Genomic DNA, 25,856 nt, shown 5'->3' on the forward strand with positions numbered 1-25,856 from the left:
TATCAACCCGTCAACAAGACGGAAGGGGCCGACGATGCCGGGCCGTACGTACTCGTTCGAGGTCAACCGCGTCAGTACGGCGCCGCCGGAAGTCCTGTTCCGCCTGGAAACCGAGGGTCCGCTGTGGTCGAAGTGGGGCCGTCCGCTGATCGTGCAGGCGCGCTGGGCGCGGCGGGGTGACGACGATCCCAACGGCGTCGGCGCCGTCCGCGAAGTGGGACTGTGGCCGGTGCTGCTGCGGGAGAAGACGGTGGAGTACGAGCCCGACCGGCGCCACGTCTACACCTTCGACGGCTCCGGGCCCGTGCGCGACTACCGCGCGGAAGTGTTCTTCACCCCGAACACCGCGGGCGGCACGGACCTGCGCTGGACGGGCTCGTTCACCGAGTCCGTGCCCGGAACCGGAGCTTTCGCCGCCGCCGCACTGCGCGGTGCGATCCGGATCCTTTCGGCGCAACTGGTCAAAGCGGCCGACTCCGGGCGCTGACCGGGTGCGCTGGGCCACAGCGGTTCAACTCCAGCCGCGGTCGCGACGTCTCCCCTCGTGTGAAACGCGTGACGAAGCTGGGTTCTGTGGTGGCCGGGTTGTTCGTGGTGGCGGCTTGCTCCGCGCCGGCGCCGGTTGTCGCGCCGCCCCCTAGCCAGCCGAACCCCGCGCCCGGCGCTGTGCACCCGGCTACGTCGGGGCCGTACCCGTTCGGCACGGTGCAACAGAAGGCACCCGCCATCGCCGACGGCAAGGTCGGCGTGGTCCGCCGCATCACCACCACCAAGCCGTACGTGTTCATCACCATGGACGACGGCGCCGTCAAGGATCCCTCGGCTCCGGGCCTGATCCAGCAGTCGGGCGGGCACCCGGTGCTGTTCCTGAACCAGCGGTACGTGAAGGGCCACGAGGCCTACTTCAAGTCCATTTTGGACTCGACGGGCGCGACGCTGGGCGACCACACCGTCGACCACCCGGACCTCAAGGGCAAACCGCTGGCCTACCAGCAAAAGCAGATCTGCGACGACGCCGACGACTTCCAGCACGAGCTCGGCGTGCGCCCGGTGTTGTTCCGCCCGCCGTTCGGCAACTACGACCAGAACACCCTGCACGCCGCCCAGCTCTGCGGCATGCGCGTCGCCGTGCTGTGGTCCGCCGCGGTGAACGACGGACACGTCCAGTTCCAGGTCGGCGACAAGCTCCGCCCGGGCGACATCGTGCTGATGCACTTCCGCAAGACGTTCAAGGAAGACTACGAAGCTTTTCTCGCGCAGGCCAAGAAGGACGGACTGACGCCGGTGCCGCTGGCGGACTTCCTGGCCTAGTTCCTCAGCCCGCGCCCAGGCACACGAACGGCCGCCGCAGCGGGTCCACGGCGATCGCCTCCGCCAACGCGAGCGCCGGCGGCGTGCCGTCGGCCAGCCGCCGGTGCAGGTCCGCCATCGTGTCTGCCGCCGCGCGGTCGCCGACGCGGGCGACGGCGCCGATGACGGTGCGGGAGCCGCTGGCCAGGAGCGTGCCGGCGAAACCGAGGGCTTCTTCGCCCGGACGGATGTGGCTCATGGCCAGTTCGCAGGCCGCGAGGACGACGCGTTCGGGCGGTTTCGCGAGGCGCGAGGTCTCGTGGGCGAACAGCGGGCCGTCGACGAGCTCGAGGCGGGAGAACAACGCGTTGGCCGGCTCGTGGGCACCGTGGGCGACGAGGTGGGCCAGGCGGGTGCCGTCGAGGGCGGCGAGGACGGCGGAGCTGGTGGCGCCGGAGCCGTCGACGAGGCGGGCGTCCGGGTAGACCGAGCGGAGTTTGCTCACCTCACCGACCGCGCCGGGCACGCCGGGGCCGCCTGCGAGCAGCACGGCGTCGGCGTCGGTGGCGCGTTTGGCGGTGATCCACGCGGTGGCCGACGGCGCGATCGACACCGCGTGGCCACGCAGCGATGGCAACGCACCCCACGGCATCGCGTACAGCTGCCCGATGGGGACGATCACCAGCTCGCGGTCGTCGAGCGTCTTGACCAGCGACGCGGAAATAAGCGCGTCGAGCTTGTCCGCGCGCCGTACGGCGGACGCCGCCACCGTCTCGGCCAGCATCGGGGGCAGGTGGTCGGGCGCCAAAGCGTCGAGGTCGGCGTGCAGCTGCTTCGCCGTCTCCACGATGTCCTGGTACGGCCCGAGCTTCAGCAGCCGGAACGACCCGCGGTCGACGACCACCGAGTACAGCTGCCCGTTGTAGGGCACCAGGCTCACGAGCACGCGGTCGCCAAGCTGCTCCACGACCTCGTCCGGCGTGGCGACCGGCCGCGGCCGGCCCCACGGGCTCGTGTACCAGCCGAGCCGGCTCGCTTCGTGCTGCAGCGCGGAATAGCGCTGCTCCAGCGCCTTCACGGGCTCGCCCTCGGCCCGGGCGCGCTGGATCGTGCGCTGCAGGTGCCGCATCGCCGTGATGTGCTTCGACAGCACCGGATCCTCGATCACGGGCAGCGGCTCGTAGCGGTAGACCTGCGCGCGCGTGCGTTCCAGCCACGCGAACATGCGGCGCGCACCTGCGGCGTTGTTGCGAGCGCGGCGCAGCACGAGCTGCATCGCGAGCCGGCCCAGCTCTTCACCGTGCACGGCCGTGCCGCACACCAGATCGAGCCCGCCCATGCGGTCGCGGATCATGCCCAGCTCGCGAAGGCCGGCGCGCGCCTGCGCGAGCGCCGACCGCGGCCGGCCCGTGGCCACGGCCAGCTCCGCGCGGCACAGCCGGAACAGCATCCGGTGGTCGATCGGCGCCGTCTCGCGCGGCTTCGGCACGCCGGCCAGCACTTTCGCGGCCTCGTCGAACTCCTCGCGCCGCAACAGGAGCCGCACGGCGAGCAACCGCGCCACGGCCGCCTCGTCCCGCACCCCCAGCGCGGACAGGCGTTCGGCCAGCGCCACGAGCTCGGCGGGCAGCCGCGGGGTCGACCGGGCGTCGCGGGTGCTGAGGATCTTGTGGGCGTCGGCGCGGAACCGGGCGAGGCCGGCGATCTCGGCCCACGTCGTGTTGCCGCGGCGCAGGAACCGGCGCCTCGCATCGGACGCGAACTTGCGCGCCAGCGCGAAGTCGCCTTCCAGCAGCGCGGCGGCGGCGCGAGCGACTTCGGCCTCGGCGATGTGCTGGCCCGACCCGTTCGCGCGCAGCTGCGGCAGCGCCTCGTCGAGGTGGCGCGCCGCTTCCTCGCCGAGACCCGCGGTGAGCAGCGCCCGAGCCTGGTCGAGCCGCACCACCGCCAGCGAACCGGGTGACTCTTCCTCGAAGAAGTCGACGAAGATCCGGGCCGCCTCTTCGTAGTGGAACAGCGCTTGCGGGACGTCCCCCAGCAACTGCGCGTGATCACCGAGGTTCTGCCGGATCTTGCCCTCGAGCCGCGGCTGGCCGAGCGCGAGCGACAACTCGAGCGCGCGCACCAGATCCGCCTGCGCCGCGGCCGGCTGGTTCAGCGCCATGTGCACCAGCGCGCGGTTGTTGAGCGTGCGCAGGAACAGCAGCTGATCACCGACTTCGAGCTGCGGCATCACGGTGTCGTAGAGCACGAGCGCTTCCGCGAACCGGCCCGCGCGCATCACCACGACCGCCCGCTGGAGATTGACGATCAAGCCGAGCTCGGCGCGCGTCTCGCCCGCGGGCAGGCGTTGCCGCGCCGTCTCCGCCGCCGCCAGGCGTGCGAGACCGGCCTCGGTCGAGGTCACCTCGGCGTCCGCCGCGCCCAGGCTGATGAGAACCCGGACCTGGATCTCCAGCGAAGCCGGAGCTTCACCACGCGAGACGCGGTTCAGTGCTCGCCGGAACAAACGCACGGCGACCGCGGGCCGCTGGTCGAACGAGGCCGCTCGGCCCCGCGCGTACAAGTCGGACGCCTCCGCGATCACTCGATCGGAAAGAGACGACGGCGCAGACACGCGCTCTATCTGAGCACACTCACGTGACACGCCGTAACGCCCGTCCGGGTTCTAGAGCACGACCGTGGGAGTCACGACAGTTCGGCGGCGCGGTCCCTCACCGAGGTGCACCAGGATCTGCGTGGTCCCGCACGGCACGTTCTCGAGCACGAACCGGCCGCCCTCGTCGGCGACGGTGGAGAACGTGCCCTCGTCGGCCACGCGCATCTCCACCTCGTACTCGCCGGCGGGCGCGAGCCAGCCGTCGATCCGGTGCAGCTTCCCGATGCGAGTGAGGTTGATCATCACCGTCAGGTCGCTGACCGTGAACGTGATCGTGCCAGTGGCCGTGCTGCGGACACCGGCGAGCTCGCCGGCACGCTCCCAGCGCGCGATCTCGACGTCGAGGTTCTCCAGTTCGAGCGCGAACTGGACCCGCTGCACCAGATCTTCCGGTGGCGGGTCCAGTTCGTCGAGGAAACGGCCTAGGTCGGCGAGCAGCGTCTCGTCGTCAGGCAGAGCGCTGCCACTTCCCGGCACGCCGATGTCGTTCATCGGCCACCCCCTTCTCCTGCGAGGAGATCGCGCATCGTGTCGAGGCAACGACCCCTGGTGGGTCCGATGCTGCCGCGCGGCATCCGCATCGCTTCGGCCACCGCCTGGTATTCGGCGCGGCCGGCGAGAACAGTGAGGCGAAGCAGTTCCTGGCAGCGATTGGGCAGCCGGAGGAAGGCGCGCCAGACCCGTCGGTCGTTGTCGGCGCGCACGGCTTCGTCCTCGGGCGCGGGATGGGTGCTTTCGAGGTTCTCGGCGACCTCGTCGCTCAACGGCACCGGCTGGACGCGGCGCCCGTACGGGTGGGCTGCTTCGCGTCTCGCCGTGGTGATCAGCCACGCGGCCAGCGCGCGCGGATCGCGCAGCTTCTCCAGCTGGCTGAACAGAGCGAGCCACACCGTCTGCACGACGTCCTCGGCGACCTGGCGGTTCAGCCCGTTCGCGCGCGCGACGTGCCAGACGAGCGGCGTCAGCTCGTCGACGAGTTTCGCCATCGCCCGCCGGTCACCGCCCCGCGCCGCCTCCATGCAGGCAGCGTGCAGGTCGACGCCGGTCAGGCCTTCCCATGGCGGGTCTACCTCGGTGGTTTGCACGTCGGTCACCGTATCTGCCTCGCTCGTGAGGCGCGTTGGGTTCGGCGGCGGTGTCGTGGGTCTGTCTCGCGGGCCTTCTCGGGGAAGGAGCAGACAGGAAGGGCTGGGATACATCGGGTCACTTACTCGGGTGGTGGGCCGGCGTGGTGGGTCGTTGTGGATCGGTGTGTCGCGGTGCTGCGGGTCGGTGCTGTCGGTGCGGTGGATCAGTGGGTCACCGTCGGGTTCTCGGTGGCCCGCTCGTGTGCGGGCCGGCCTGGTGGGCCGGTCCTCGGTCGTCCGGTCTCGGTGAGCCGGCGTGGTGCACCGGTCCCCGGTCTGGGTGAGCCGGCGTGGGTACCGGCCCTCGTACGTCGTGGTCCGGATATCCGTGACCCGGCCTGGTGGGCTAGTCCACAGTCACCCGGTCTCAGTGGGCCGGCCTGGTGCACCGGTCCCCGGTCGGGTGAGCCGGCGTGGTGCACCGGCCCCCGGTCTGGGTGATCCGGCGTGGGTACCGCTCTCACGTCGTGGTCCGGTTGTCCGCGGCCCGGCCTGGTGGGCCGGTCCACAGTCACCCGGTCTCGGTGAGCCGGCCTGGTGCACCGGTCCCCGTCCTCGTGGTCCGCGGTGGCGGACCGGCTCGTCGTGGACCGGTCTGGTTCTCCGGCCCGGTCAGTCGTCGAGCCCGGCCGATCGTCCAGTCCGGTGTGTGCACCGGGCCGACAACCACACCGGCCAGTCCGTCCCGATCCAGTGAACCGGCCCTGGTCGTCATGGTCGGCGTTCGTGGTGGGTCGGCTCCCCCGTGGCCCAGCCAAAGCGACTTCGTGCACCGACCGGCGCGGGCGTGCACCCGCACCGGCCGGCGCGCCCCTCCCTCTTCTACGGGTCCGCTCCCCATCGGACCCGGCCGGACGGCTCCTCCCCTGAACCCGCCCGGCAGACGGCGTCCGGCAGCCCCCTCGGCCCCCGGGCGCCGCCCGTCCCGCTACTTCGCGGTGGTCGGCTCGTCGTAGGGCTCGTGGGCACCGTCGGGCTGCGTGGTGCCGCCGCCGTGGGGCGGCTCGCCGATCGTGACCGGCGGGACGGTGGTCGGCGTGTTCTCTTCGGTGGATTCGGCAGGCATCTGGATCTCCCTTTTTCCCTCGGCTGCCCCATAGGACGCAACAAGGGTGCACCCAGATACACGGAGAGCAAAGATTTCTGGGAACGTTTCGTCTCCGCTGGTCAGATGGGCTGGCGCGGCTCCCTCGGATGCGGAACCACCGTGACCCCCGGTAGGGCGGCGGCCACCGCCTCGGCCACCTCGGGCGCCAGCACCGCGGCCCAGTCGCGGTACCCGACCGGCCCCGGGCGGAAGCGGTCCTCGGCGAACGTGCCCTCGTGCAGGAGGTCGGGAGTCATCGCCGAGTACGTGACGCCCGGCAGCCGTGCGAGCTCGGCCGCCGCCGTGTCCAACGCTGTCGAGCGCGCGGACAGCGCGTCCCGCAGCGGCCGTGGCAACGACGGGAAGCTCGCCATCGGCGGCACCCCGGCCAGGACCACCGGCACCGGCCCCAGCCGTTGCCGCACGTCGACGATCACCCCGAGCAGGTCGCGCCGGAACCTCGCGGCCGAGTGCAGCTCGAGGGTGTCGTTGACCCCGAGCGCGATCACCACGACGTCAGCCGGCGCCAGCCGCGCGACCAGCGAGCCCCGGACCACGGCGGCGGTCGCCCCCGTCAGGCCGACCGCCTGCCAGCGCACCCGCAGACCTCGGCACGCGAGCTCGTTCGCGAGCTGCCCGGTGAGGCCCTCGGCGTGCGCGGCCACTCCGACACCGTCCACGGTGGACTCCCCCGAGCACGGCGAGCCGCACCACCGGACCGTCGCCGGTGACGCCCTCGGCTGGGCCGCCGGCGCCGGGCAGGCGTGGGGTGCCGCGGCGGACGCGCAGCGCTTGCACCGCGAGGACCGGGGCCAGCGCGGTGAACAGGAAGAACCGGAGGAGAGCCATGCCACCGACCTTAAACACGATCACCGACGGTTCCGGCACACGAAGCCGAGTTGTCCACAGCCAGAGTGAGTTGTGGACAACTGCCCCTCAACCGCGCGCGATCCCGACGGTTTCCCCGATCAACGCCGTATCCTCCGCCGCGTCGAGCAGGAAAGTCGCGACGTCGGCGCGCGAAATGACGAAGCCGCCACGCAACGCGCCGTGCGTGCTGAAGCGCACGCGGCCCGCGGCCGGACCGTCGGTGAGCCGAGGCGGACGCACGATCGTCCACCGCAGGTCGCTGGCCCGGATCGCCGACTCCATCCCGCGCAGATCGTCGAAGCTGTTGCGCAGCAACGCACCCAGGATCGGCTTGACCACGAACCGCGTGAACGGGTCGTCGCCCTCGGTCGTCAGGCCGATCGCGCTCTCGGCGACGAACCGCGTGGCCCCCGCCGCCGCGATCACGGCTCGCGCGCCGTCGGCGTTCACCGTGGTCGGACGGCGGTCGCGCGCCCCGAACGCCAGCACGATCGCGTCGCGCCCCTGCAACGCCTCGGCCAGCGAAGGGTCGCCCAGTGCGTGCACCGCGACGTCCAGCCGCGGATGGCTCGCGACGTGCAGCCGCTCGGGCGACCGGACCACGGCCGTCACGTGCCAGCCCCGGGCCAGCGCCTCCCGCACGGCCAGCGTGCCGATCCGCCCACTCGCGCCGAGAACGGTGATCTTCATGGCAGCTCCTCCTCGAACCCAGGGGTGAGTGTTCACTCACCAAGTAGGGTGAGTGAACACTCACCACGCTGAGAACGTCCTCAGGGAGCACCGTTGGGAAGCCGTCAGGACCTCGTCGCCGCAGCCGCCAAAGTCATGCGCGAGCAGGGCTACGCACACGCGACAACCAAGGCCATCGCGCAGGCCGCAGGGTATTCGGAAGCCTTGCTGTACAAGCACTTCCGCGACAAGACGGCACTATTCCTCGCCGTGCTGAGCGAGGAACTGCCGGCTCTCGGTGCCACGGCCGAGCGCCTCACGCGCCACGCCGCCGACGCGTCGCTGGAACAGAACCTGACCGAGCTCGCCGGCACCGCGCTCGAGTTCTACCGGGCGAGCTTCCCGATTTCCGTCTCGATCTTCTCGTCGCGCGACCTCCTGCGCACCCACCGCGCCGCGCTCGGCACCGGACACGGCCCCGGCCAGCCGATCCTCCTGGTGGAGACGTACCTGCGGGCCGAAGCCGCCCTCGGCCGCATCCCCGCCCGCACCGACCTCGCCGCGGCCGCGCGCCTGCTGCTCGGCGCGTGTTTCCAGCAGGCCTTCCTGGACTCCTTCGAAGACACCGACAGCGGCAACGCCGTCGCGGCCCGCTTGGCGAAGACTCTGATCGCCGGCCTCCGGTGAACCGTCAGGCTTCGGCGGCCCGCCGCTTCGCCCGCTCCTCGTGCCACCGGTCGTAGAGGTTCGTGATCTCTTTCAGCGCGAACGACAGGAAGTCCTGCATCTCCGCCAGCCGCTTGCCGGCCGGCGTGTCCGCGCCCAGCGCGTCGATACCTTCCTCCGCCGCGTCGCGCCACATGATCAGGAACCGGTCGCGTTTGAGGAACGTGGCGTACCAAAGGTCGTCGTAGAGCCGGTAGTGGTCACGTCGCTCGCCCGGCTCGCGGACCTTCGTCACGAGCCCCACCTGCTCCAGGTACCGCACGGCACCGGAAACGGCCGCAGGGCTCACCGACAGCTGCGACGCCAGATCGGCGGCCCTGAGCTGACCTTCGTCGGTCGTCATCAGGGCCGCGAAGACGCGGGCGGCCATGCGCTGCATGCCGATCTGCGCCAGCACGAGGCCCAGGCTCTCGACGTACCGGCGGACGGCGTCCTCGTCTCGCTGCGTCGTCATCCGTCCATCCTCTCGCACGCCCCAGGCCATGATCACTATATCCAGACATTTTCTTAACTTCACAACTTCGTGAAACGAGTGTAGCTTCCGAAACATGGGAAACGCCATCTCGATCTCCGGCCTTCACAAGTCGTTCGGCCGGACAAAGGCCCTCGACGGCCTCGATCTCCAGGTTCCCGTGGGGGAAGTCCACGGCTTTCTCGGCCCGAACGGCGCCGGGAAGTCCACCACTGTCCGGGTTCTGCTCGGACTGCTGCACGCCGACGCGGGCGAAGTGAGCCTGCTCGACGGCGATCCGTGGCGCGACGCGGCGAGCCTGCACCACCGCCTCGCCTACGTGCCCGGCGATGTCAACCTCTGGCCCAATCTGTCGGGCGGCGAGGTGATCGACCTGCTCGGGCGCCTGCGCGGCGGGCTCGACCAGAGCCGGCGCAAGGACCTCATCGAGCGGTTCGACCTCGACCCGCGCAAGAAGGGCCGCACTTACTCGAAGGGCAACCGGCAGAAGGTCGCCATCGTGGCCGCGCTCGCGTCCACTGTGGACCTGCTGATCCTCGACGAGCCGACCTCGGGCCTCGACCCGCTCATGGAATCCGTGTTCCAGGAGTGCATCCAGGAGGAACGCGCGCAGGGCCGCACCGTGCTGCTGTCGAGCCACATCCTCGCGGAGGTGGAAGCGTTGTGCGACAAGGTGAGCATCATCCGCAACGGCCGCACCGTCGAATCCGGCACGCTCGCCGAGCTGCGCCACCTCACCCGCACGTCGATCACCGCGGAGTTGGCCGGCCCACCCAACGGCCTGGCCAAGCTCGCCGACATCCACGACCTCGAGGTCACCGGCAACCGCGTGCGCTTCGACGTCGAGACGCGCTCGCTCGACGACGCGTTGCGCCAGCTCACGCAGGTCGGCGTGCGCAGCCTGGTGAGCCAGCCGCCGACCCTGGAGGAGCTCTTCCTCCGCCACTACACCGAGGGGACCGCGAAATGACCGCGACCCTCACGCGGGCGCCGGCCACGAACACGGCGCTCGTCGGCACCTGGCACCTCACGCGGCTGGCGCTGCGGCGCGACCGCGTGATCCTGCCGATCTGGATCGTGCTGCTCAGCATCGTCCCGGCCGCCACGGTGTCGAGCTACGACCAGTTCTACCCCGACGCCGCCAGCCGCGCGGCGCTCACCGCGGGCGCGCTGGCCAATCCGTCGTTCTCCCTGCTCTACGGCCCGGCCTTCGACCTCACGACGGCGGGCGGCTTCATCGCGTGGCGTATGGGCGGGTTCCTCGCGCTGCTCATCGGGCTGATGGCCGTCTTCACGGTCACGCGCCACACGCGCGCCGAGGAGGACTCGGGCCGTGCGGAGCTGCTGGCGTCCACTGTGGTCGGTCGCTACGCGGCACTGACGGCAGCCGTCCTCGTGTCCGGCGCGGCGAGCGTGCTGATCGGCGTGATCCAGGTCGGCACCATGATCAGCGCGAAGCTGCCGGCGGAAGGCGCGCTGGCCTTCGGCGCGGGCACGGCGTCGGCGGGCCTGGTGTTCACGGGCGTCGCGGCGGTGGCCGTGCAGCTCGCCGAGTACTCGCGCACGGCCAACGGCATCGGCACCGCCGTGATCGGCGTCGCCTTCCTGCTGCGCGGCGCGGGCGACTCGACGTCCGACGCCCACTGGCTCTCGTGGCTCTCGCCGATCGGCTGGTCGCAGCAGGTGCGCCCCTTCGCGGGTGAACGCTGGTGGGTGCTGTTGCTGCCCGTCGCGTTCAGCTTGGTGCTCGGCGCCGCCGGTTACGCCCTCCTGCCTCGACGCGACGTCGGCACCGGCTTGGTGCCGCCCCGTCCGGGGCCGGCGGGTGGCGCGCCTTCACTGCGCACGCCGTTCGCGCTGGCATGGCGACTGCAACGCGGCCCCCTGCTGGGCTGGGTCATCGGCTTCGCCGTCGGCGGCGCGCTGTTCGGCTCCATCGCGAGCGGCATCTCCGGCCTCGTCGGCGACACCGAGCAGACGCGCCAGATCTTCGAGCGCCTTGGTGGTTCCGACGCGATCGTCGATGCGTTCCTCGCGACGATGGTGAGCCTGTTCGCCATGCTCAGCGCGCTGTACGGCGTGCAGGCGACACTGCGGATGCGCACCGAGGAGACGGGCGTGCGCTTCGAACCGCTCCTCGCCACCCGCGTCGGCCGCCTCCGGCTGGCCGCGAGCCACCTCGTGTTCGCGTACGTCGGGACGGCGCTGCTGGTACTCGTCGGCGGGGTGCTGCTGGGCATTTCGCACGGCCTGCGATCCGGCGATGTCGGCGGTTCCGTGGCCGACATGCTGACGGCCGTGCTGGTGCAGGTACCGGCGACGTGGGTGATCGTTTCGGTGTGCACGCTGCTTTTCGGGCTGCTGCCGCGGTTCACCGGCCTCGCCTGGGCCGCGGGCGCGCTGGGGCTGCTGATCAGCCTGTTCGGGCCAGTGGTGAACGCGCCGCAGGCAGTGCTGGACGTTTCGCCGTTCCAGCACCCGCCGAAGCTCCCGGGCGCGGCTTTCACGGCGACGCCGATCGTGTGGCTGCTAGGGGTCGCGGTGGTGTGCCTGGTGGTCGGCCTGTTCGGCTGGCGCCGGCGGGACGTGGGTTAGCGAACGGTCCCGTCGGGCCCCACGACCAGGCGAGCTTGGACTCCCGGTTCGCCGCACTGGCTCGCTCGGGAGGCCTGGGGGCGGACGGTGGTTCGCTGGGGATCGCCACCGTCGAACACGACCTTGACGTCAACGGGCGCGGCGGGCAGTCCGGGGATCTCGACGAACCCGTACCGCCCGCCGGTCGGCACGGCCGACGCCGCGCAGGCGGTCGGGGTGCAGGTGGTGGGGCCGGGGGTGGTTGCTGTTAGAAGCTCCACCTGGCGCGGGGTGCACTGGGCGGCCCAGCACGCGGTCACTTCGGCTCGGCTGAACTGCCCTGCCGGCACGTCCTTGGCCAATCCGGCGGGCGCGGCGATCGCGGGGCACGTCGGCGTTGGTGGGCTGCAGGCGGCGATGCTGAGCAGGAAGACAGCGGCTAGGTGTCTTCGCACGTCAGCCAGACGTGCGTTGCCGGCCCGCTGGTTGCATCACCACTGCGCCGAGTCGACGTTGGGCGCGATGACCGACGTCGGACGCAACGACGTCGGCGACCCCGACCCCGATCTCGACACCGGCGCGGGCGGCTCGCGGGTCACGGAGACTGTCGCGGTCGTCGTGCTCGGCGGCGGCGCGGGTTCCGACATCGACTGCGACTGCGACTGCGATTGCGTGACCGTCACCGGGGGTGGTGGCTGGCCAGTCACCGTCACCGTGACCGGCTGCGCGGGTGGCGGCGACGACGGAACAGACGAATCGGCCGGACGGGTCGGTGAGTTCCCGGCCACGAGGAGTGCCGCCACGAGCAGACCGACGGCAAAGCCGGCCAGCCCGGTTACGACGACAGAACCCCAGGTCGGAGCCGTGTTGGACAAACCGGCACCTCCCTCGCCGAGCCGACGCGCGGGTACGAGGAGTAGTCGCGTTGATCTTATGCCCCGTTACAGACTGTGCAAGTTGAGCTGGTTGGAATCAGGTTTGTGATCAGGTGGCATCGCGCCGCAGATCCGAGGTACTCGGTGACGCGTCCCGGCTGCTCTGCCCAGGAGCAAACGTTGTTCAGCACCACCGGGTTCTGCCGATTCATCTCGCCACCAGCGTCACCCCTTGCGGCCCTGACCGCTCTGGCGGCACTCGCACCGGCACCGCAGCTCTTCACCGCCACGGCAGCGCCCCGCTCGGCGCTCGCCGATTGCCCTTTGCGAGGCGCTCACCAGGCAAAACCCCCGCCCTCCCAAGGGGGGCGTCCCATCTCCATTCTACCGGCCGGTGCCGACAGGACCGTTGAAAAGCTGCGCAGAGGCCCGAGTTGTCCACAACTCGGTGTCGCTGTGGATAACTCGGGCGAACGCGCGGGGCGGACCTCGGCGGGTTGCGGGGAAAGGTCACAGAGAGTCGAGGGTGGCAGGGCTCGAGGTTGGATGCGGCGCAGCGATCACAGGCATTGGGTAGCTGAGGAAACGATGGCCGGGGTCCGGTTCCGCCTGACGGGAGGGGCCGCAGGCGGATCTCGCCTTGCCGGAATCGCGAGGGCTCGGGTTCACCTGGTCGGGCGCTGGCCCGGGTTCACCTCGCCAGCCGGAGACCCGCGTTCACCCAGCCGGGATGTGGCCCGGGCTCACCTGGCCAGGCGGAGATCCGGGTGAACCCAGCCGAGGCGTGGCCTGTGTTCGCCTGCCGGGATGCCGCCAAGCAGGAACCCGCTGGAAGACCCTCCGGGCTCGTAATGGCACGCCGCCGGCGCATGCCTCCTGATCCGCACGGCGCAGCCAAGGCGCGCACTCTCGTCACTCCGCGCTCCGAAAGTCGCCAAAAGCTGTAATCCGCAACAAGATCGCCCGAGCTGCGCGGCACGGGGTCGCTAGGCTGTTCCACTCGATGCCCATGATCCCTCAGCCATGACCTCGGGCGCGCCGGTCGCGATTCCGGCGCTGAGCCTCACCGGCGCGATGCGGCCTGACTTCACCGCCGCGAAAACTCAAGAGAACCTCAACCAACCGCACGAAGGCCGTCGAGCAGGACTCGGATCCGGTCATGACACCCGGGCGAAAAGCGCTCCACCGCAAGAGCGCCGGCCATGAGCGCGGGCACGTGGCCCCGCGCCGAAGTCGGTCCGGACGGCGCCCGCGACCCGCGAGACTTCACCGCTGCGGAGCCTCAGGAACCTGCCGAACCAACCGCGCGCAGCCCGTCAAGCAGGACACGAACCAGATGATGACTACCCGGCGAATACCGCTCCACCGCCAAAGCCCCGACGATCAGCGCACGCAGGTCATCCCCATCGAGATCGGTGCGAACCGCTCCCGCCGCCTGCGCGCGTTCGAGCAGGGCGGCCAGGTTTGTGCGGAACTCGGTGCCGATCTCCGCCTTGTACGCGGAGCCCGTGGTGGCGCCCAGTGCTTCGCAGATCGCGCGGTTGAGGGAGGCCTGCTTGATGACGCGCGCGAAGTAGTCGTAGAACGCCGCGCCCGGGTCTTCGGCGTCGACGAGTTCGCGGGCTTCCAAAGCGAACTGCTCCAGGCGCTCCAGCACCACGGCCTGAAAAAGCGCCTCCTTGCTGGGGAAATGCCGATACACCGTGCCCGCGCCGACGCCCGCGAGCCGCGCGATGTCGTCGAGGGGCACGGCCAGCCCGTCGGCCGCGAAGGCCTCCTCGGCGGCAGCCAGCACCCGGGCCCGGTTGCGGCGCGCGTCGGCGCGCAGCACTGGCTTGTCCACGGGCGTCCTCCTCGATCTCGTTGACAAACGGACTGCTCACTCCGTATCGTGGGAACCGGGTGCACCGTTCCGATTCAACCTCATTCTTCCTCGGAGAAGTCCTGATGAGCAGAACCGTGTCCGAAATCTCGCAGCTCTTCGTCCACAGCATGCAGACGCTCGACCCCGCGCCGCTCGCCGACGTCTTCGCCACCGAAGCCGTGTACGAGCTCCCCTTCCACGGCCACCGCGTCGAAGGCCGCGAAGCGATCCTGGCGACGCTCGGCGACGGCGCCGTCCGCGCCCGTGCGCTCGGGCTGGACGCTGTGCGGGTCGGCATCCGCGAACTGGCCGACGGGTTCGTCGCCGAGCTCACCGTCGAGGGCCGCAACCCGCACACCGGTGAGAGCTACGGGTTTCCGTCGTCGGTCGGTCTGGTGACCGTCCACAATGGAGAGATCACGGCGTACCGCGACTTTCCCAACACCGCGGCGGCGCACGCCATGACCGGTGCTGCGACAGTGTTCCGGCGGTTCCTGGACGCGTCCGTGGAGAACCGCTGGGACGACCTCGCCGACCTCTATGCCGAGGACGTCGTGCTGGAAATGCCCTTCACGCCGACCGGAGTGCCGCGCCTGACGCACGGGCGCGAAGAGCTGCGCCGCCGGTTCCGCGCCGCGGGCGCAGTGCGCCGGATGACCAAAGCGGACAACGTCGTCGTGCACGAAACAACCGACCCGGCTGTGCTCGTCACGGAGTTCGACCTCCACGGCGAGTTCGGTGGCGAAGCGTTCATCTCGTCGTACGTGATGGTGCTGACCATCCGCGACGGCAAGATCGTCCACACCCGCGACTACACCGACACCGCCGCGGCAGCGAAGCGGATCAACGCCGCTGCACGGTGACCAGCAGCGGCGTGGCGAGCCCGGCCAGCCAACCGGTCGCGTCGAGGGACCACTCGGCGAAAGTCCCGTAGACGGTGACCGCGTGCTGGAGGCGGGCCATTCCAGAAGCTGTCGTCGAACACGGGCGTGATCCCGATGGCAGCGTCGTCGTGCGACTCGTACGTGAACGTGGGCTGCTCGATCGACGCCAGACCGGCGCCGGCGGGCAGGACCGCCGGCGACCGGCCGCTGTCGAGGGTCAGCCGATCCGGCGTCCGCAGGGCCGAATCGCTGTCGCCGAACCAGTGCGCCGTGCGCGGGGACGGCAGCGGGAAGCGAATCACTGCGTCGCAGTCTGTGCCGCCGGTGGGCTGAAAAGCCGTTCGGCCGTCGAGGTCGTCCAGCCCCACACGCCGGGCACCAGGAGCACTCCCACGACCACGAAAATGGGGAACACCAACCGCGTCTCCACCTTTTTGCCGGTCCGTAGCCGGAAAATCTTCGGTGGCCGGATTTCGTACCAGGTCTCGCCCGCGATGGGCAGTGGGAAGAGGAACGGGCAGCCCGACTCCGTCAGCGAGTCGCCGAGGCAGTGCACGAAACATCCGGCCGCCACGGCGATCCCGAGCCAGCCCGAGATCTGCTGCAGCTGCGCGGCGTGGTCGGGCGGCGCGGTCAGATACCACCACAGGATGGCGCCGATGATGACCGGCAACAGCCAGTCACCCAGGGCGCCTTCCGCGAGCAGCAGACCGAAGAGCATCACACCGAACACGGCCCACGGTCCACCGGCGGAAGCGCCCCACGAAGCGAGCGCACCCAGCCCGGCCGCGAAGAGCACGGTGTGCGACAGGTGGCGGTGCTTGCCGGTCACCTTCTCGTCGCGGGGGCCCTTCGTCAGGGCGTACACGGCCGACGAGACGCGGCGCAGGAGCCACGACAACGCTCCCGTCAGCCAGCCGAGGAGACGGGACGCGCTGGCGCCGGGGTGATCGAGGTCGGGGAGCAATGCGAAGCCGGCCGTGGTGGCGGCGAAGACCGCCGCCTGGTGCAACGAACCGGCGCCGACCGCGGGCGCGAGGGCGAGGCCCGCGCACCAGCCGGTCAGGGCGTGGGTGCGCCCCATCATCGTGGATCTCCCCCAGGTCGCGAGCGGAATTCAGGTCCGCGCGACCGTATCGGGGATCAGGCGGGCGGTTCCTCCGACACGCTCAGGTGTTCGGCCACTCCCGTGAGCTCGATGACGCGGCTCACGGCCGAGCTGGGGACCACCGCGAGCTCGACGTCCTGCTCACGGGCCTGTCGCTGGGCGTGCAGGACCACGTTCAACGCCGAGGAGTCGAAGAAGGTCACCCCGGTCAGGTCGGCCACCACGCGCTGCGAGCTCTTGTCCGCGATCAACCCGGCAAGGGCTTCCTGCAGCTGCGGGCTGGTGAGCAGGTCGAGCTCACCGTTGACCACCACCCGCGGCTCGGCGGCCTCGGTGTCCAGCGTGATGCCGAACCCGGGAGGGGTGGCGTTCTGGTCGGCTGCGGGCATGCAGTTTCTCCTCGTCAGGCGCTGCTGCTGCTGCGCCGGTACGCGCCTGTATCTCAAGCGGCAACCGTTCACGGTTCCAGGCATCTGGAAAGTCCAACCCTAACCCAGTGGGTGACTGCCGCCGCGTCGGCCGCCACTGTCCCGGACAACGGCACGGGCGGGCAAGAGCCGGATGGCGGCACGGTCATTCCGGCGAACGGCCGCGCGCACAGCGACCCGCGTGCCGACGGGGCACGCGGGGCGGGTTCGGGGCTGGGTCAGGCGGACAGCGGGTCGCGCTTGGCGGCGCGGCGTTCACGCATGAACAGCTCACGGCGCTCGATCTCGCCGAGGCCGCCCCAGATGCCGTACGGCTCCTGTACGGTCAGAGCGTGCTTACGGCACTGCGCCAGCACGGGGCAGGTCTGGCAGATCGCCTTGGCGCGCGACTCACGACGCTCGCGCGCGGACCCGCGCTCGTTGTCGGTGTGGAAGAACAGACTGCTGTCCGCGCCACGGCAGGAACCTTGCAGCTGCCACTCCCATTCCTCGGCGACCACGTTGGGCAGCCGGCTCACGTCAGCCATCTCGTCCCCACCTTTCCCGGGATCAGCACTTCGACCGCTACATGCCCGCCGGTCGCGCGAATCAAACCCGGGTTTGGTTTGCTCACACCCCGGGCATGAGCAGACCGGGCAGCACAGGACACGGCCGAGTGAGCCGGAGAGAGGACCGCACGTGGAGGACAACGCCCCGCTCGATCGGGAGGACGCCCAGCTCATCGAGGTGCGGACGGCGGCCATCCCGCACGTGGTGCCCACGCTGCGCACGATCGTCGCGGACATCGCGATGCGCCAGGACTTCGACCTCGACGCCGTGGAAGACCTGCGGATGGCGGTGGACGAGGCGTGCTCGATGCTCCTGCCGTCCGCGGCCGACGGCAAGCTGACCTGCGTCTTCTCCTGGATCGAGGGGCGCATCGAGGTCACCGTGTCGGTGATCGCCGACACCCCGGACCACGGTGACGACACCGGTCTGTCCTGGCAGCTGCTCACGGCGCTGGCCACGTCGGCGCGACGCACGGTGACCCCGGCCGACGGCCGGTACCTCTCCCGGGTTCAGCTCGTCCGGGAGAGTGAGGTGGCGCGCCCGTGACCACCCCCGCCGAAGGCGACGAGACCGATGTGGCGTCGCTGTTCGACGAGCTGGCCCAGCTGCCCGAAGGCTCCCCGCGCCGTGAGGAGATCCGGGACAGACTGGTGCGCGAGCACCTGGAGCTCGCCCGCAACCTCGCGCGGAAGTTCCGCAACCGCGACGAGGCCATGGACGACCTGGTGCAGATCGCGACGGTCGGCCTGATCCACGCCGTCGACCGCTACGACCCGACGCAGGGCACCGACTTCCTGGCGTTCGCCGTCCCCACCATTTCGGGTGAACTGCGTCACCACTTCCGGGACAACAGCTGGTCGGTGCGGGTGCCGCGGCGGCTGAAGGAGCTCAACGCGTCCATCTCCGCCACGCGCGAGGAGCTCACCGTGCGGCTCTCGCGCGCGCCGCGCCCGAGCGAGATCGCGCAGCACCTCGGCGTGCCGATCGAGGACGTCTACGAAGGCCTGCGCGCCGGCCAGGGCCGCTACGGCGCTTCGCTGGACAACCTGCTGGAGAACTCCGCGCACACGCGCTTCGGCGCGCCCGACGCGAACCTCAGCCAGGCGGAGCTGCGCGAGGCGCTGCGGCCCATGTTGGAGAGCCTGCCGGAGCGGGAGCGCAAGATCGTCGCGCTGCGGTTCGGGTCGGGGATGAGCCAGTCGGACATCGCGCGCCGTGTGGGCGTTTCGCAGATGCAGGTGTCGCGTCTGCTCGCGTCGACGCTGAAGAAACTGCGCACGGGACTGGTCGAGACCGACATCACCGAGGGCACCTGATTCGGGGTCCCCCCGCTTGGGTAGTAAGCCGGTGCGAGTAACGGACAGGTCGGGAGGTGTGGAAGCCATGACGACGTCGAAGATGCCGACGCGAGGCACCACGACACCCGCCACCGTGCGCCTGGCGCTCCCGGACGACGTCACCGCGCCCACGATCGCCCGCCACGCGGTCCGCGCCAAGCTCGATGAGCTGGCGGTGGGCTGCGAATGGCGGGACGACATTCTGCTGGCGACGTCAGAGCTGGTGACCAACGCGTTCGAGCACGGTGAGCGGCCGGATCGGCTGGAGCTGCGGCTGTCGGAGGGACGGCTGGTGGTCTGCGTCTTCGACGCCGGCCAGGAGGTGCCGCGCCTCAAGGAGCCCTCACCGGAGTCGGCGCGCAGCCGAGGGCTGCAGCTCGTCCACGTGCTGTCGCAGGAGTGGGGCTACGAGCCGTGCGCGGGCGGGAAGTACGTCTGGGCAGCGTTCGCGGTGGGACCGGTCGCGTGAGTGCCCGCGGTTGATCCGGGTCCGCTTAGGATCGCTCGTATGGAGACTCGCAAGATCACCCGGCTGGGGCGTGAGGTGTCCGCCGTCGGCCTCGGGTGCTGGCAGCTCGGCGCCGACTGGGGCACCGTCGACGAATCCGAGGCCATGGGCGTGCTGCACGCGGCGGCCGACGAGGGAGTCACGTTCTTCGACACCGCCGACGTCTACGGCGACGGCCGCAGCGAGACGCTGGTCGGCCGCTTCCGCCAGGAGCGTGGTGACGGCGTGTTCGTGGCCACGAAGATGGGCCGCCGCGCCGAGCAGGTGCCCGAGAACTACGTCGAGAAGAACTTCCGCGACTGGAACGACCGGTCCCGCCGGAACCTCGGGATGGACACGCTGGACCTCGTCCAGCTCCACTGCCCGCCGACCGCCGTGTACTCGTCGGACGCCGTTTATGACGCGTTGGACCGAATGGTCGACGAGGGCCGGATCAAGGCTTACGGCGTCAGCGTCGAGACGTGCGACGAGGCATTGACGGCGCTTTCGCGGCCGAATGTCGCTTCGGTGCAGATCATCCTGAACTGCCTGCGGCTCAAGCCGCTGGAGCGCGTGCTGCCGACGGCGGTGGAGACGGGCGCGGGGATCATCGCGCGGGTGCCGCTGGCGTCGGGTCTGCTGTCCGGGCGCTACACGGCCGCGACGACCTTCGGGACCGACGACCACCGCAACTTCAACCGGCACGGCGAGGCGTTCGACGTCGGCGAGACCTTTTCGGGGGTGCCGTTCGAGGTCGGGCTGGAGGCTGTGGAGCGCCTGCGGGGGCTGGTACCGGAGGGGCAGACGCTGGCGCAATTCGCGTTGCGGTGGATTCTTGATCAGCTGGGCGTTTCCGTGGTGATCCCGGGCGCGCGCAACGCGGAGCAGGCGCGGGGGAACACGGTTGCGGCCGGGCTGACTCCACTGCCGGAAGAAGCGGCGGCCGGGGTGCGGGCCACGTATGACGAGCTGATCCGGCCGTTGGTGCACGACAAGTGGTGATGAGGTTCGGCTGCGTCTGGGCGTCGGGTGACGATCTGCTGTGACGCGGGATTGTCTGCGCGGGTCCGTCGTGGTGCGGGACTGCCCACGCGGATCCGCCGTAGTGCGGGATCGTCTGCGCGGATCCGCTGTGGTGCGGGATCGTCTGCGCGGGTCCGTCGTGGGTGCGTGAAAGCCGGCGGCCTGTGCTGTCTTGCGCTGCACGCCGATGGCCAGGCGTCGGACTCGGGAGTGGCCGTTCGCGGATGAACCTCCGCGAACGGCCCTCGTCGGCGACCCAGGCCGGTTGTCCACAACTCGTGTCGACTGTGGACAACTCTTGTCGGCAGCGGGTTTTGTCGGTGTGCGCCGGTAGAATGGATCATGGGCGGCCCCCGGGAGGGTGGGTCTCTGGCGTGGCACGGGGTGAGCTCGACCGCAAGAGTTCCTTCGGCTGACAGCAACCGGCGGACGTTCCTCTGAGCTGACAGATACCTGAGTCCCTGAAGGTGCCCTTCTACCCGAGTCCTGAAGGTGCCCATCACCGCTCTACTTGACCGGTGTTATTCGACAGTGAGCGTCAGCCGCTGCACTCCCCAGTCGTTGGCCTGGTTGCCGGGCAGCCAGACGTCCAGGATGTCGCCGGAGATCCAGCTGCCGATGTCGGCCGCGTAGCAGTGGCCGTAGCCCGGGACGGAAATCCGGGTGCCCCAAGGGATGTTGCGGGCGTCGACGGCGCAGAAGCCCGGGCCGGCCTGGTAGCCGAGGGCGGTTTGGGCGACGTCGTTGTAGGCGGTGACGCGGTAGTTGAGCGTGGTGCCCTTTGCGAGGGCGTACGGGGCCAGCGCGCCGGACGAAGAAACGCGGTACGCCGTGGAGATCTGGCCGAGCGAGCCGGGTGAGTTGTCTTCGGCGGTCATGGCGTAGAGCTGGTAGTTGGCGTTCTGACAGGGGCTCGCGTCGGTGACCTGGAGCGTCGGCTGGCCCCAGTCGCTGATCCACTGCAGGGCCTGGCCGTTGCGGAACGCGCGGTAGGCCTTGGCGCCCGGCACGCGGGAGAACGTGAAGGTGACCTTGCCGTCGCCGCCGAGGCCGCCGGAGACGCCGGTGGGCGCGGGCAGGCGGTTGCTCACGTTGACCGCGCCGACGAGGGAGCCCGGGCCGTGCCCGCCGGAGACGGGGCGATCGGGGATCGGGCCGGTGTAGAAGTGCTGGCATGCGGGCAAAGTCGCGGCGCTGGCCGTCGCGACGGGGACGGTGACGAGCGCGCCGAGCGCGAGCACGGCGGCGCTGAGGGCTCTGAGTTTCACTTTTCGGAACCTCCAGTGGGGACCGGGGTGGAGGAACCGTGCACGGGAGACCGACGTTAGGGATCGCCGGGCCACGCCGTCAATAGGTCTGGACCATTTGGCGGCGCCGCGGTGTCAGAGCGTGGCGAAATACCGCTCGAGCCGCTCGGCCAGCTCAACCGGACGGCTCAGCGCGACGCCGTGGGACCCGTCGATCTCGTCGATCGCGTCGGCCTCGAAGCCGAGCCGCTCACGTGCGACGCGCCGCTGCAGCTCGGGCGAGAAGAACTTGTCGTCGCGGCAGAGGAGCACGCGTGTGGGGATGTCGGGCAGCCGCGCGTCGGGCCACGGGTCGTCCCACTCCGCGCTGAGCTGGTCGCGGCTGCGGCTCAAGGCTTCGGCCGCCAGCTCGGGTGGGACGTCGCCGAGGTACGTCTCCGTCTCGGTGAGCCCTGAGCCAGGGCCTTCGAACCCGACGTTGCCCCACCACTGCCCCGGCGCTTCCCCGGGCGCTGGAACCATGCCGGCGAGGAAGACGAGCAACCGCGCGTTTTCCAGCCTCGCAGCAGCCAAGGGAGCGGTGAATCCGCCGTAGGAATGCCCGACCACGACGATGTCCGGCTTCCCCTCCACCGCCGCGGTCGCCGTGGCCGCGAAGTCCGCCAGCTTCGCCTCGGGGTTCCCGATCGGCAGGTCCGGGGCCACCGCTTCGTGGCCGCGCCGCAGCAGCTCTTCGACGACGAGGTGCCAATCCCAGCCGCTGCCGCCACCGCCGTGGATGAGGAGGAAGGTCGCCATGCCGGGGACAGTAACCGAGGGGCCTGACAATTCCGCCGCTACAGCTCAGAATCCGTCCGCAGCGCCCGCAACGTGCCACCACACACCGGGCGCGTCGGTGCGACTCCGCTCGCACCGTTGCCGAGCACACAACTCACGCACAACACCGTCGGACAGCTCAGACACTCCATGCCCACCCGCGGTCCGTGCAACCGGAGGTCGGCGTCCGAGGGCTCCTCGCGTTCGACCGGGTCACCGCACCGGCGGCAGTAGCCCAGCCCCATCCCGCGCAGGGTTTCCGGCGCCTGCGGGTGTTTGAGGTACGCGGCGTGCGCGAGGTGGACCTCGGCTTCGCCAGTCCGGCCGAGCCGGCCGAGCGCCATGGCGAGCGTGTTGTGCCCGTCGGAGTGGTCAGGCGCCAGCTCGACGCACCTCGTCAACGGCGCGATCGACGCCTTGACGTCACCGGACTCCAGCAGCGACGCGCCGAGGAGGAACTGCGCGTCCACCGACCCGCCGGTCGGCGCGCACAGCGTCCTTGAAGGCCTTCGCGGCTTCCTCGCCGCGGCCTTGGCGCCACAGGCTCATCGCCAGCTCGAACGCGTCCCCGCGGTTCGAACGACGTGAAAAGATCCCCATCCCCAGCTCCATTCGGTTGCTTACCGATGCCGGGTTCGAGCCGGGAGGGGTCCCGCGACGGAGATCAGCTCGCAGCCGGGCAGCGGCGCAGCATGTCCTGCAGCGCCGTCTTCTCCCCCGTCGTGATGGTGAGGCCGTAGAAGTGCTTCACGGTCACCCAGTCCGTCGCGTAGGTGCACCAGAACGACACCAGCGGCGGCTTCCACTCGTCGGGTGCCTTGTCACTCTTCTGCTGGTTGAGGTTGTCCGTCACGGCGAACAGCTGAGGGCGCGTGAGGTCGTTGGCGAACTGCTCGCGTTTGTCCTGGGGCCAGTCGCGCGCGCCGCTGGCCCAGGCCTGGCCCAAGGGCACCATGTGGTCGATGTCGACGTCGCCGGGTTTGGTCCAGGTCTCGGCGTCGTAGACGCTGAACCAGGTGCCGGACGTCGGGTTGCAGTCGGCGCCGGCCTTCACGTCCTTGCCGTCGCGCTTGAGCACGAGCTCGCGCGTGTTGCAGTTGTGCCCCTGGTTGTCCCAGTGCGGGAATTTGTCACGGGAGTAGCCGGACATCGACGTGCGCGGCGCGATTTTCAGCTCGGCCAGCTGCTGCGTGACATCGGCGGGTGCGGCTCCCGTGGGGTCGGCGCCGCTTTGCCGCCCGGCGTACCAGATCCCGGCGACGGCCACCACGAGAACCACGACGACCAGCAGGATCCGCTGGGTGGGAAACGTCCGGGCCATGCGCGCGCGATCCTCTCGACGGGTTCGGGAGGCGGCAGTATGCCCGGCGCGAGGCCCGTGACCGCGCCGACACTCTCAGCTGCGCGCGAACCGTGTCCGGGACCACGGTGTCACGTCCGCGGTGCGCGGAGCGACTACCGGGGTGGGGGTAGGCGGAAGGGAGCGTGGCCGATGAGCGGGCGGCTGCGGAAGTGGAACTCGCGCGTCGACGACTACCTGCAGCGCAAGGCCGCGGAAGGGGGCAACGTCGTCGCGATGACACGCCTCGGAGCGGCGCTGCGCGAACGCGGTGAGCAGGCGGAGGCCGAGACGTGGTTCCGCCGCGCCGCGGCCGGCGGCGACCGCATCGCGATGACCGCGCTGGCGAACCTCCTGGCCGAGCGCGGCGTGCTCGACGAAGCCGAACGCTGGTACCACGAGGCCGCCCACGCCGGCGAGCCGCGCGGGATGCTGGGGCTCGGGCGCGCGTACGAACGGCGCGGCCGCGTCGAGGACGCCGAGTACTGGTTCCACGAGGCCGCCGTGACCGGTGACGTCGACGCGATGGGCGCGCTCGGGCACCTGCTCGCCGAACGCGGCCGCTACGACGAGGCCGAGGACTGGTGCCGCCGCGCCGCGAGCGCGGGCAACACGTCCGCGATGATCGACGTCGGCATCGTCATGCGCGAACGCGGCCGCTACAGCGAGGCCACGCGCTGGTGGCGCGAGGCCCTCTCCGACGGGGACCTCTCGGCGACGTGCCTGCTCGGCCGCCAGTCCGAACGCTTCGGCAAGCTCCAGGACGCCGAATCCTGGTACCGCCAGGGCGCGACCTCCGGCAACGTCGAGGCCACCGTCCGCCTGGGCCTGCTCCTGCACCGCCGCGGCGACGTCGACGAGGCCGAAGCCTGGTACCTCGACGCGGCCGAAGCCGGTGACGCCGCCGCGATGACCAACCTCGGCGTCCTGGCCCGCAACCGCGGCGACGAGGGCGAAGCCGCGGCTTGGTACCGCAAGGCCGCGGAGCACGGCAGCGTTCCGGCCCTCACGAACCTCGGGCACCTCGCGGAGGCGCGCGACGAGCTGGCGAAGGCGGAACGGTTCTTCCGCGCGGCGGCGGAGACCCGGGATGTGCAGGGGATGTTGAGCTTGGCCCGGATGCTGCAGGCGCGCGGGGCGGTGGAGGAGGCGGATACGTGGTTGTCGCGGGCGGAGGAGTCTCAGGGGGAGCATGACCGCGCTTGACGACGGGTTCGGGGACCGGCTGGGCACGGGCCCCGTTCAGCCGCTTGACGGAGACGCTCAGCCGCCGAGCGGAGACGCTCAGCCGCCCGGGCAGAGACACACAGCCCCCGCCCTCCCTGGGGGGCGTCCCCGTCCCATTTTATCGGCCCCCACCGACCATTCCGGGAAAACAACGCCCGAGGGGGCAGTTGTCCACAGCTCCAAGCGGTTGTGGATAGGTCAAACAACCAAGATCAACGTCAGCCGCCACTCGGGTGAATTACTGCCCACCACCGCGATCTATTGTGTGATCCAACTCACAGCTCTAGTGTGAGACAGGACTGCTCCCACCACCGAGCGCAGGGAAGTGCGGCCATGGTCGGCTCTCCGAGTACTTCTCCCGGTGCGGTGGCGGCGCTTTTCGAGCGCCGCGTCGCGCCGGGTGGAGAGCTGGGCGGGCAGGCGGAGGCGGTAGCCCAGGCGTGTCACGGGATGGCGCTGCGGTTCCACCGCGGCGGGAAGCTCGTGGTGTTCGGAAACGGGGGCGCGGGCACCGACGCGCAGCACGTGGCCGTGGAGTTCGTGCACCCCGTGATCGTCGGGAAGCGGGCGTTGCCGGCGATTTCGCTGACGGCCGACGTCGCGACCCTCACCAGCGTCGCGAACCGACAAGGGCTCAACGAGATTTTCGCCTACCAGATCAAGTTCCTGGCCGAGCCGCAGGACATCGCGCTCGGCATCTCGTCCGACGGCGACTGCGCCAACGTCCAGCGAGGCCTCGAAGCCGCCCGTGAGCTGGGGATGCTCACCATCGCGCTCACGGGCGGGACCGGCCCGGGCACCATCACAGCCGACCACGTGCTACGAGCGCGCTCCGACGACCCCCGCGTGGTCAAGGAAATCCACGTCACGACCTACCACGTCTTGTGGGAACTCGTGCACGTGTTCTTCGAGCAGCCCGGTGTCCTCGCACCGGAGGTGGCGTCATGAACGCCCGTGACGCCGACAGAGCACCGGCCCCCGCCTGTCACGACGGGGTGTGCATCACCTGTTCCGATATCGCGGTCGAAGTGACCGTCGTCGAACTCCTGGACCTCGGGTTCGCAGTCGTGGATACCGGCCAGGGCAGGGAAGAAGTGAGCGTCGCACTGGTGCAAGCCGGTGTCGGCGATCGCATCCTCGTCCACGCCGGCGAAGCCATCGCACGTCTGGAGATTCCCGAATAGCCGAGGGAGTTGAG

Annotated in this window: 29 protein-coding genes and 1 pseudogene; 13 read left to right on the forward strand and 17 right to left on the reverse strand. The window is 70.4% G+C overall.

Going from position 1 to position 25,856, the window contains the following annotated elements:
- Positions 1–34: 34 nt before the first annotated feature.
- On the forward strand, positions 35–487 hold the full coding sequence (locus tag AB0M56_RS07135) for an SRPBCC family protein (protein WP_220245755.1): 453 nt from the start codon (positions 35–37) through the stop codon (positions 485–487).
- Positions 488–585: 98 nt separating this feature from the next.
- A complete protein-coding gene (locus AB0M56_RS07140) occupies positions 586–1,311 on the forward strand; it encodes a polysaccharide deacetylase family protein (protein ID WP_364172015.1) in 726 nt (241 codons plus the stop codon).
- Between the two features lie 4 nt (positions 1,312–1,315).
- Here AB0M56_RS07140 and AB0M56_RS07145 read toward each other — a convergent pair whose 3' ends face one another.
- The 6 genes and pseudogenes from AB0M56_RS07145 to AB0M56_RS07170 form a co-directional block, all read right to left on the reverse strand.
- On the reverse strand, positions 1,316–3,856 hold the full coding sequence (locus tag AB0M56_RS07145; RefSeq protein WP_364171897.1) for a CHAT domain-containing protein: 2,541 nt from the start codon (positions 3,854–3,856) through the stop codon (positions 1,316–1,318).
- 102 nt (positions 3,857–3,958) lie between these two features.
- A complete protein-coding gene (locus AB0M56_RS07150) occupies positions 3,959–4,441 on the reverse strand; it encodes a carboxypeptidase regulatory-like domain-containing protein (protein ID WP_364171899.1) in 483 nt (160 codons plus the stop codon).
- Positions 4,438–5,043, reverse strand: coding sequence for a sigma-70 family RNA polymerase sigma factor (locus AB0M56_RS07155; protein ID WP_364171901.1), 606 nt, complete (start codon positions 5,041–5,043; stop codon positions 4,438–4,440). The genes AB0M56_RS07150 and AB0M56_RS07155 overlap by 4 nt, the downstream gene beginning before the upstream one ends.
- Positions 5,044–6,004: 961 nt before the next feature.
- Positions 6,005–6,142, reverse strand: coding sequence for a hypothetical protein (locus tag AB0M56_RS07160; protein ID WP_364171903.1), 138 nt, complete (start codon positions 6,140–6,142; stop codon positions 6,005–6,007).
- Positions 6,143–6,243: 101 nt separating this feature from the next.
- Positions 6,244–7,012, reverse strand: a pseudogene (locus tag AB0M56_RS07165) (SGNH/GDSL hydrolase family protein).
- A gap of 87 nt (positions 7,013–7,099) precedes the next feature.
- Positions 7,100–7,723, reverse strand: a complete 624-nt coding sequence (locus tag AB0M56_RS07170; RefSeq protein ID WP_364171905.1) for an NAD(P)H-binding protein — start codon at positions 7,721–7,723, stop codon at positions 7,100–7,102.
- Between the two features lie 93 nt (positions 7,724–7,816).
- Between AB0M56_RS07170 and AB0M56_RS07175 the strand changes: the two genes are divergently transcribed.
- A complete protein-coding gene (locus AB0M56_RS07175) occupies positions 7,817–8,389 on the forward strand; it encodes a helix-turn-helix domain-containing protein (RefSeq protein WP_364171907.1) in 573 nt (190 codons plus the stop codon).
- A 4-nt stretch (positions 8,390–8,393) separates the two neighbouring features.
- Here AB0M56_RS07175 and AB0M56_RS07180 read toward each other — a convergent pair whose 3' ends face one another.
- Positions 8,394–8,882, reverse strand: coding sequence for a MarR family transcriptional regulator (locus tag AB0M56_RS07180; RefSeq protein WP_364171909.1), 489 nt, complete (start codon positions 8,880–8,882; stop codon positions 8,394–8,396).
- A gap of 94 nt (positions 8,883–8,976) precedes the next feature.
- Between AB0M56_RS07180 and AB0M56_RS07185 the strand changes: the two genes are divergently transcribed.
- Positions 8,977–9,870 carry an ABC transporter ATP-binding protein gene (locus AB0M56_RS07185; protein ID WP_364171911.1) on the forward strand — a complete coding sequence of 298 codons (894 nt, stop codon included), beginning with the start codon at positions 8,977–8,979 and terminating at the stop codon, positions 9,868–9,870.
- Complete coding sequence (locus AB0M56_RS07190) at positions 9,867–11,495, forward strand: ABC transporter permease (RefSeq protein WP_364171913.1); 1,629 nt, start codon at positions 9,867–9,869, stop codon at positions 11,493–11,495. Before AB0M56_RS07185 ends, AB0M56_RS07190 begins: the two co-directional genes overlap by 4 nt.
- Here AB0M56_RS07190 and AB0M56_RS07195 read toward each other — a convergent pair.
- The 3 genes from AB0M56_RS07195 to AB0M56_RS07205 form a co-directional block, all read right to left on the reverse strand.
- Positions 11,492–11,929 carry a hypothetical protein gene (locus AB0M56_RS07195; RefSeq protein WP_364171914.1) on the reverse strand — a complete coding sequence of 146 codons (438 nt, stop codon included), beginning with the start codon at positions 11,927–11,929 and terminating at the stop codon, positions 11,492–11,494. The genes AB0M56_RS07190 and AB0M56_RS07195 overlap by 4 nt on opposite strands.
- A 36-nt stretch (positions 11,930–11,965) precedes the next feature.
- Positions 11,966–12,349 (reverse strand): hypothetical protein, encoded by a 384-nt coding sequence (locus AB0M56_RS07200; RefSeq protein ID WP_364171916.1) that lies wholly within the window; start codon positions 12,347–12,349, stop codon positions 11,966–11,968.
- Positions 12,350–13,631: 1,282 nt separating this feature from the next.
- Positions 13,632–14,192 carry a TetR/AcrR family transcriptional regulator gene (locus AB0M56_RS07205; protein ID WP_364171918.1) on the reverse strand — a complete coding sequence of 187 codons (561 nt, stop codon included), beginning with the start codon at positions 14,190–14,192 and terminating at the stop codon, positions 13,632–13,634.
- Between the two features lie 104 nt (positions 14,193–14,296).
- Between AB0M56_RS07205 and AB0M56_RS07210 the strand changes: the two genes are divergently transcribed.
- Positions 14,297–15,076 (forward strand): nuclear transport factor 2 family protein, encoded by a 780-nt coding sequence (locus AB0M56_RS07210; protein ID WP_364171920.1) that lies wholly within the window; start codon positions 14,297–14,299, stop codon positions 15,074–15,076.
- Positions 15,077–15,395: 319 nt separating this feature from the next.
- On the opposite strand, the gene AB0M56_RS07215 is transcribed toward AB0M56_RS07210, so the two are convergent.
- The 3 genes from AB0M56_RS07215 to AB0M56_RS07225 all read right to left on the reverse strand — a co-directional run bounded on the left by AB0M56_RS07215 (position 15,396) and on the right by AB0M56_RS07225 (position 17,160).
- On the reverse strand, positions 15,396–16,181 hold the full coding sequence (locus AB0M56_RS07215) for a metal-dependent hydrolase (RefSeq protein WP_364172017.1): 786 nt from the start codon (positions 16,179–16,181) through the stop codon (positions 15,396–15,398).
- 59 nt (positions 16,182–16,240) lie between these two features.
- On the reverse strand, positions 16,241–16,594 hold the full coding sequence (locus AB0M56_RS07220) for an STAS domain-containing protein (protein ID WP_220245742.1): 354 nt from the start codon (positions 16,592–16,594) through the stop codon (positions 16,241–16,243).
- Positions 16,595–16,851: 257 nt separating this feature from the next.
- Entirely contained in the window at positions 16,852–17,160 is a 309-nt protein-coding gene (locus AB0M56_RS07225; protein WP_220245741.1) for a WhiB family transcriptional regulator, read from the reverse strand.
- Positions 17,161–17,311: 151 nt separating this feature from the next.
- On the opposite strand from AB0M56_RS07225, the gene AB0M56_RS07230 reads away from it, so the two are divergent.
- From AB0M56_RS07230 to AB0M56_RS07245, 4 genes are all read left to right on the forward strand, one after another.
- Positions 17,312–17,728 (forward strand): anti-sigma factor, encoded by a 417-nt coding sequence (locus AB0M56_RS07230; RefSeq protein ID WP_360602158.1) that lies wholly within the window; start codon positions 17,312–17,314, stop codon positions 17,726–17,728.
- Positions 17,725–18,498 (forward strand): SigB/SigF/SigG family RNA polymerase sigma factor, encoded by a 774-nt coding sequence (locus tag AB0M56_RS07235; RefSeq protein WP_364171923.1) that lies wholly within the window; start codon positions 17,725–17,727, stop codon positions 18,496–18,498. The genes AB0M56_RS07230 and AB0M56_RS07235 overlap by 4 nt, the downstream gene beginning before the upstream one ends.
- 67 nt (positions 18,499–18,565) lie before the next feature.
- On the forward strand, positions 18,566–18,988 hold the full coding sequence (locus AB0M56_RS07240; protein ID WP_364171924.1) for an ATP-binding protein: 423 nt from the start codon (positions 18,566–18,568) through the stop codon (positions 18,986–18,988).
- Positions 18,989–19,027: 39 nt separating this feature from the next.
- Positions 19,028–20,008, forward strand: a complete 981-nt coding sequence (locus AB0M56_RS07245; protein WP_364171926.1) for an aldo/keto reductase — start codon at positions 19,028–19,030, stop codon at positions 20,006–20,008.
- Between the two features lie 542 nt (positions 20,009–20,550).
- Here the strand turns inward: AB0M56_RS07245 and AB0M56_RS07250 are convergent.
- The 4 genes from AB0M56_RS07250 to AB0M56_RS07265 all read right to left on the reverse strand — a co-directional run bounded on the left by AB0M56_RS07250 (position 20,551) and on the right by AB0M56_RS07265 (position 23,413).
- Complete coding sequence (locus AB0M56_RS07250) at positions 20,551–21,297, reverse strand: 3D domain-containing protein (RefSeq protein WP_364171927.1); 747 nt, start codon at positions 21,295–21,297, stop codon at positions 20,551–20,553.
- 114 nt (positions 21,298–21,411) lie between these two features.
- On the reverse strand, positions 21,412–22,074 hold the full coding sequence (locus AB0M56_RS07255) for an alpha/beta hydrolase (protein ID WP_364171929.1): 663 nt from the start codon (positions 22,072–22,074) through the stop codon (positions 21,412–21,414).
- A gap of 38 nt (positions 22,075–22,112) precedes the next feature.
- Complete coding sequence (locus AB0M56_RS07260; protein ID WP_364171931.1) at positions 22,113–22,562, reverse strand: hypothetical protein; 450 nt, start codon at positions 22,560–22,562, stop codon at positions 22,113–22,115.
- Positions 22,563–22,756: 194 nt separating this feature from the next.
- Positions 22,757–23,413: an HNH endonuclease family protein gene (locus AB0M56_RS07265; protein WP_364171933.1), complete on the reverse strand. Its 657-nt coding sequence runs from the start codon at positions 23,411–23,413 to the stop codon at positions 22,757–22,759.
- A 171-nt stretch (positions 23,414–23,584) separates the two neighbouring features.
- Here AB0M56_RS07265 and AB0M56_RS07270 point away from each other — a divergent pair, with 171 nt between their 5' ends.
- The 3 genes from AB0M56_RS07270 (at position 23,585) to AB0M56_RS07280 (ending at position 25,842) form a co-directional block, all read left to right on the forward strand.
- Positions 23,585–24,637: a tetratricopeptide repeat protein gene (locus tag AB0M56_RS07270; protein ID WP_364171935.1), complete on the forward strand. Its 1,053-nt coding sequence runs from the start codon at positions 23,585–23,587 to the stop codon at positions 24,635–24,637.
- Between the two features lie 354 nt (positions 24,638–24,991).
- Complete coding sequence (locus AB0M56_RS07275; protein WP_364171937.1) at positions 24,992–25,606, forward strand: SIS domain-containing protein; 615 nt, start codon at positions 24,992–24,994, stop codon at positions 25,604–25,606.
- Positions 25,607–25,653: 47 nt separating this feature from the next.
- Positions 25,654–25,842 carry a HypC/HybG/HupF family hydrogenase formation chaperone gene (locus tag AB0M56_RS07280; protein WP_220247300.1) on the forward strand — a complete coding sequence of 63 codons (189 nt, stop codon included), beginning with the start codon at positions 25,654–25,656 and terminating at the stop codon, positions 25,840–25,842.
- Positions 25,843–25,856 lie beyond the last annotated feature (14 nt).

It is taken from the genome of Amycolatopsis sp. NPDC051372, from assembly GCF_040682095.1.
GTDB lineage: Bacteria > Actinomycetota > Actinomycetes > Mycobacteriales > Pseudonocardiaceae > Amycolatopsis.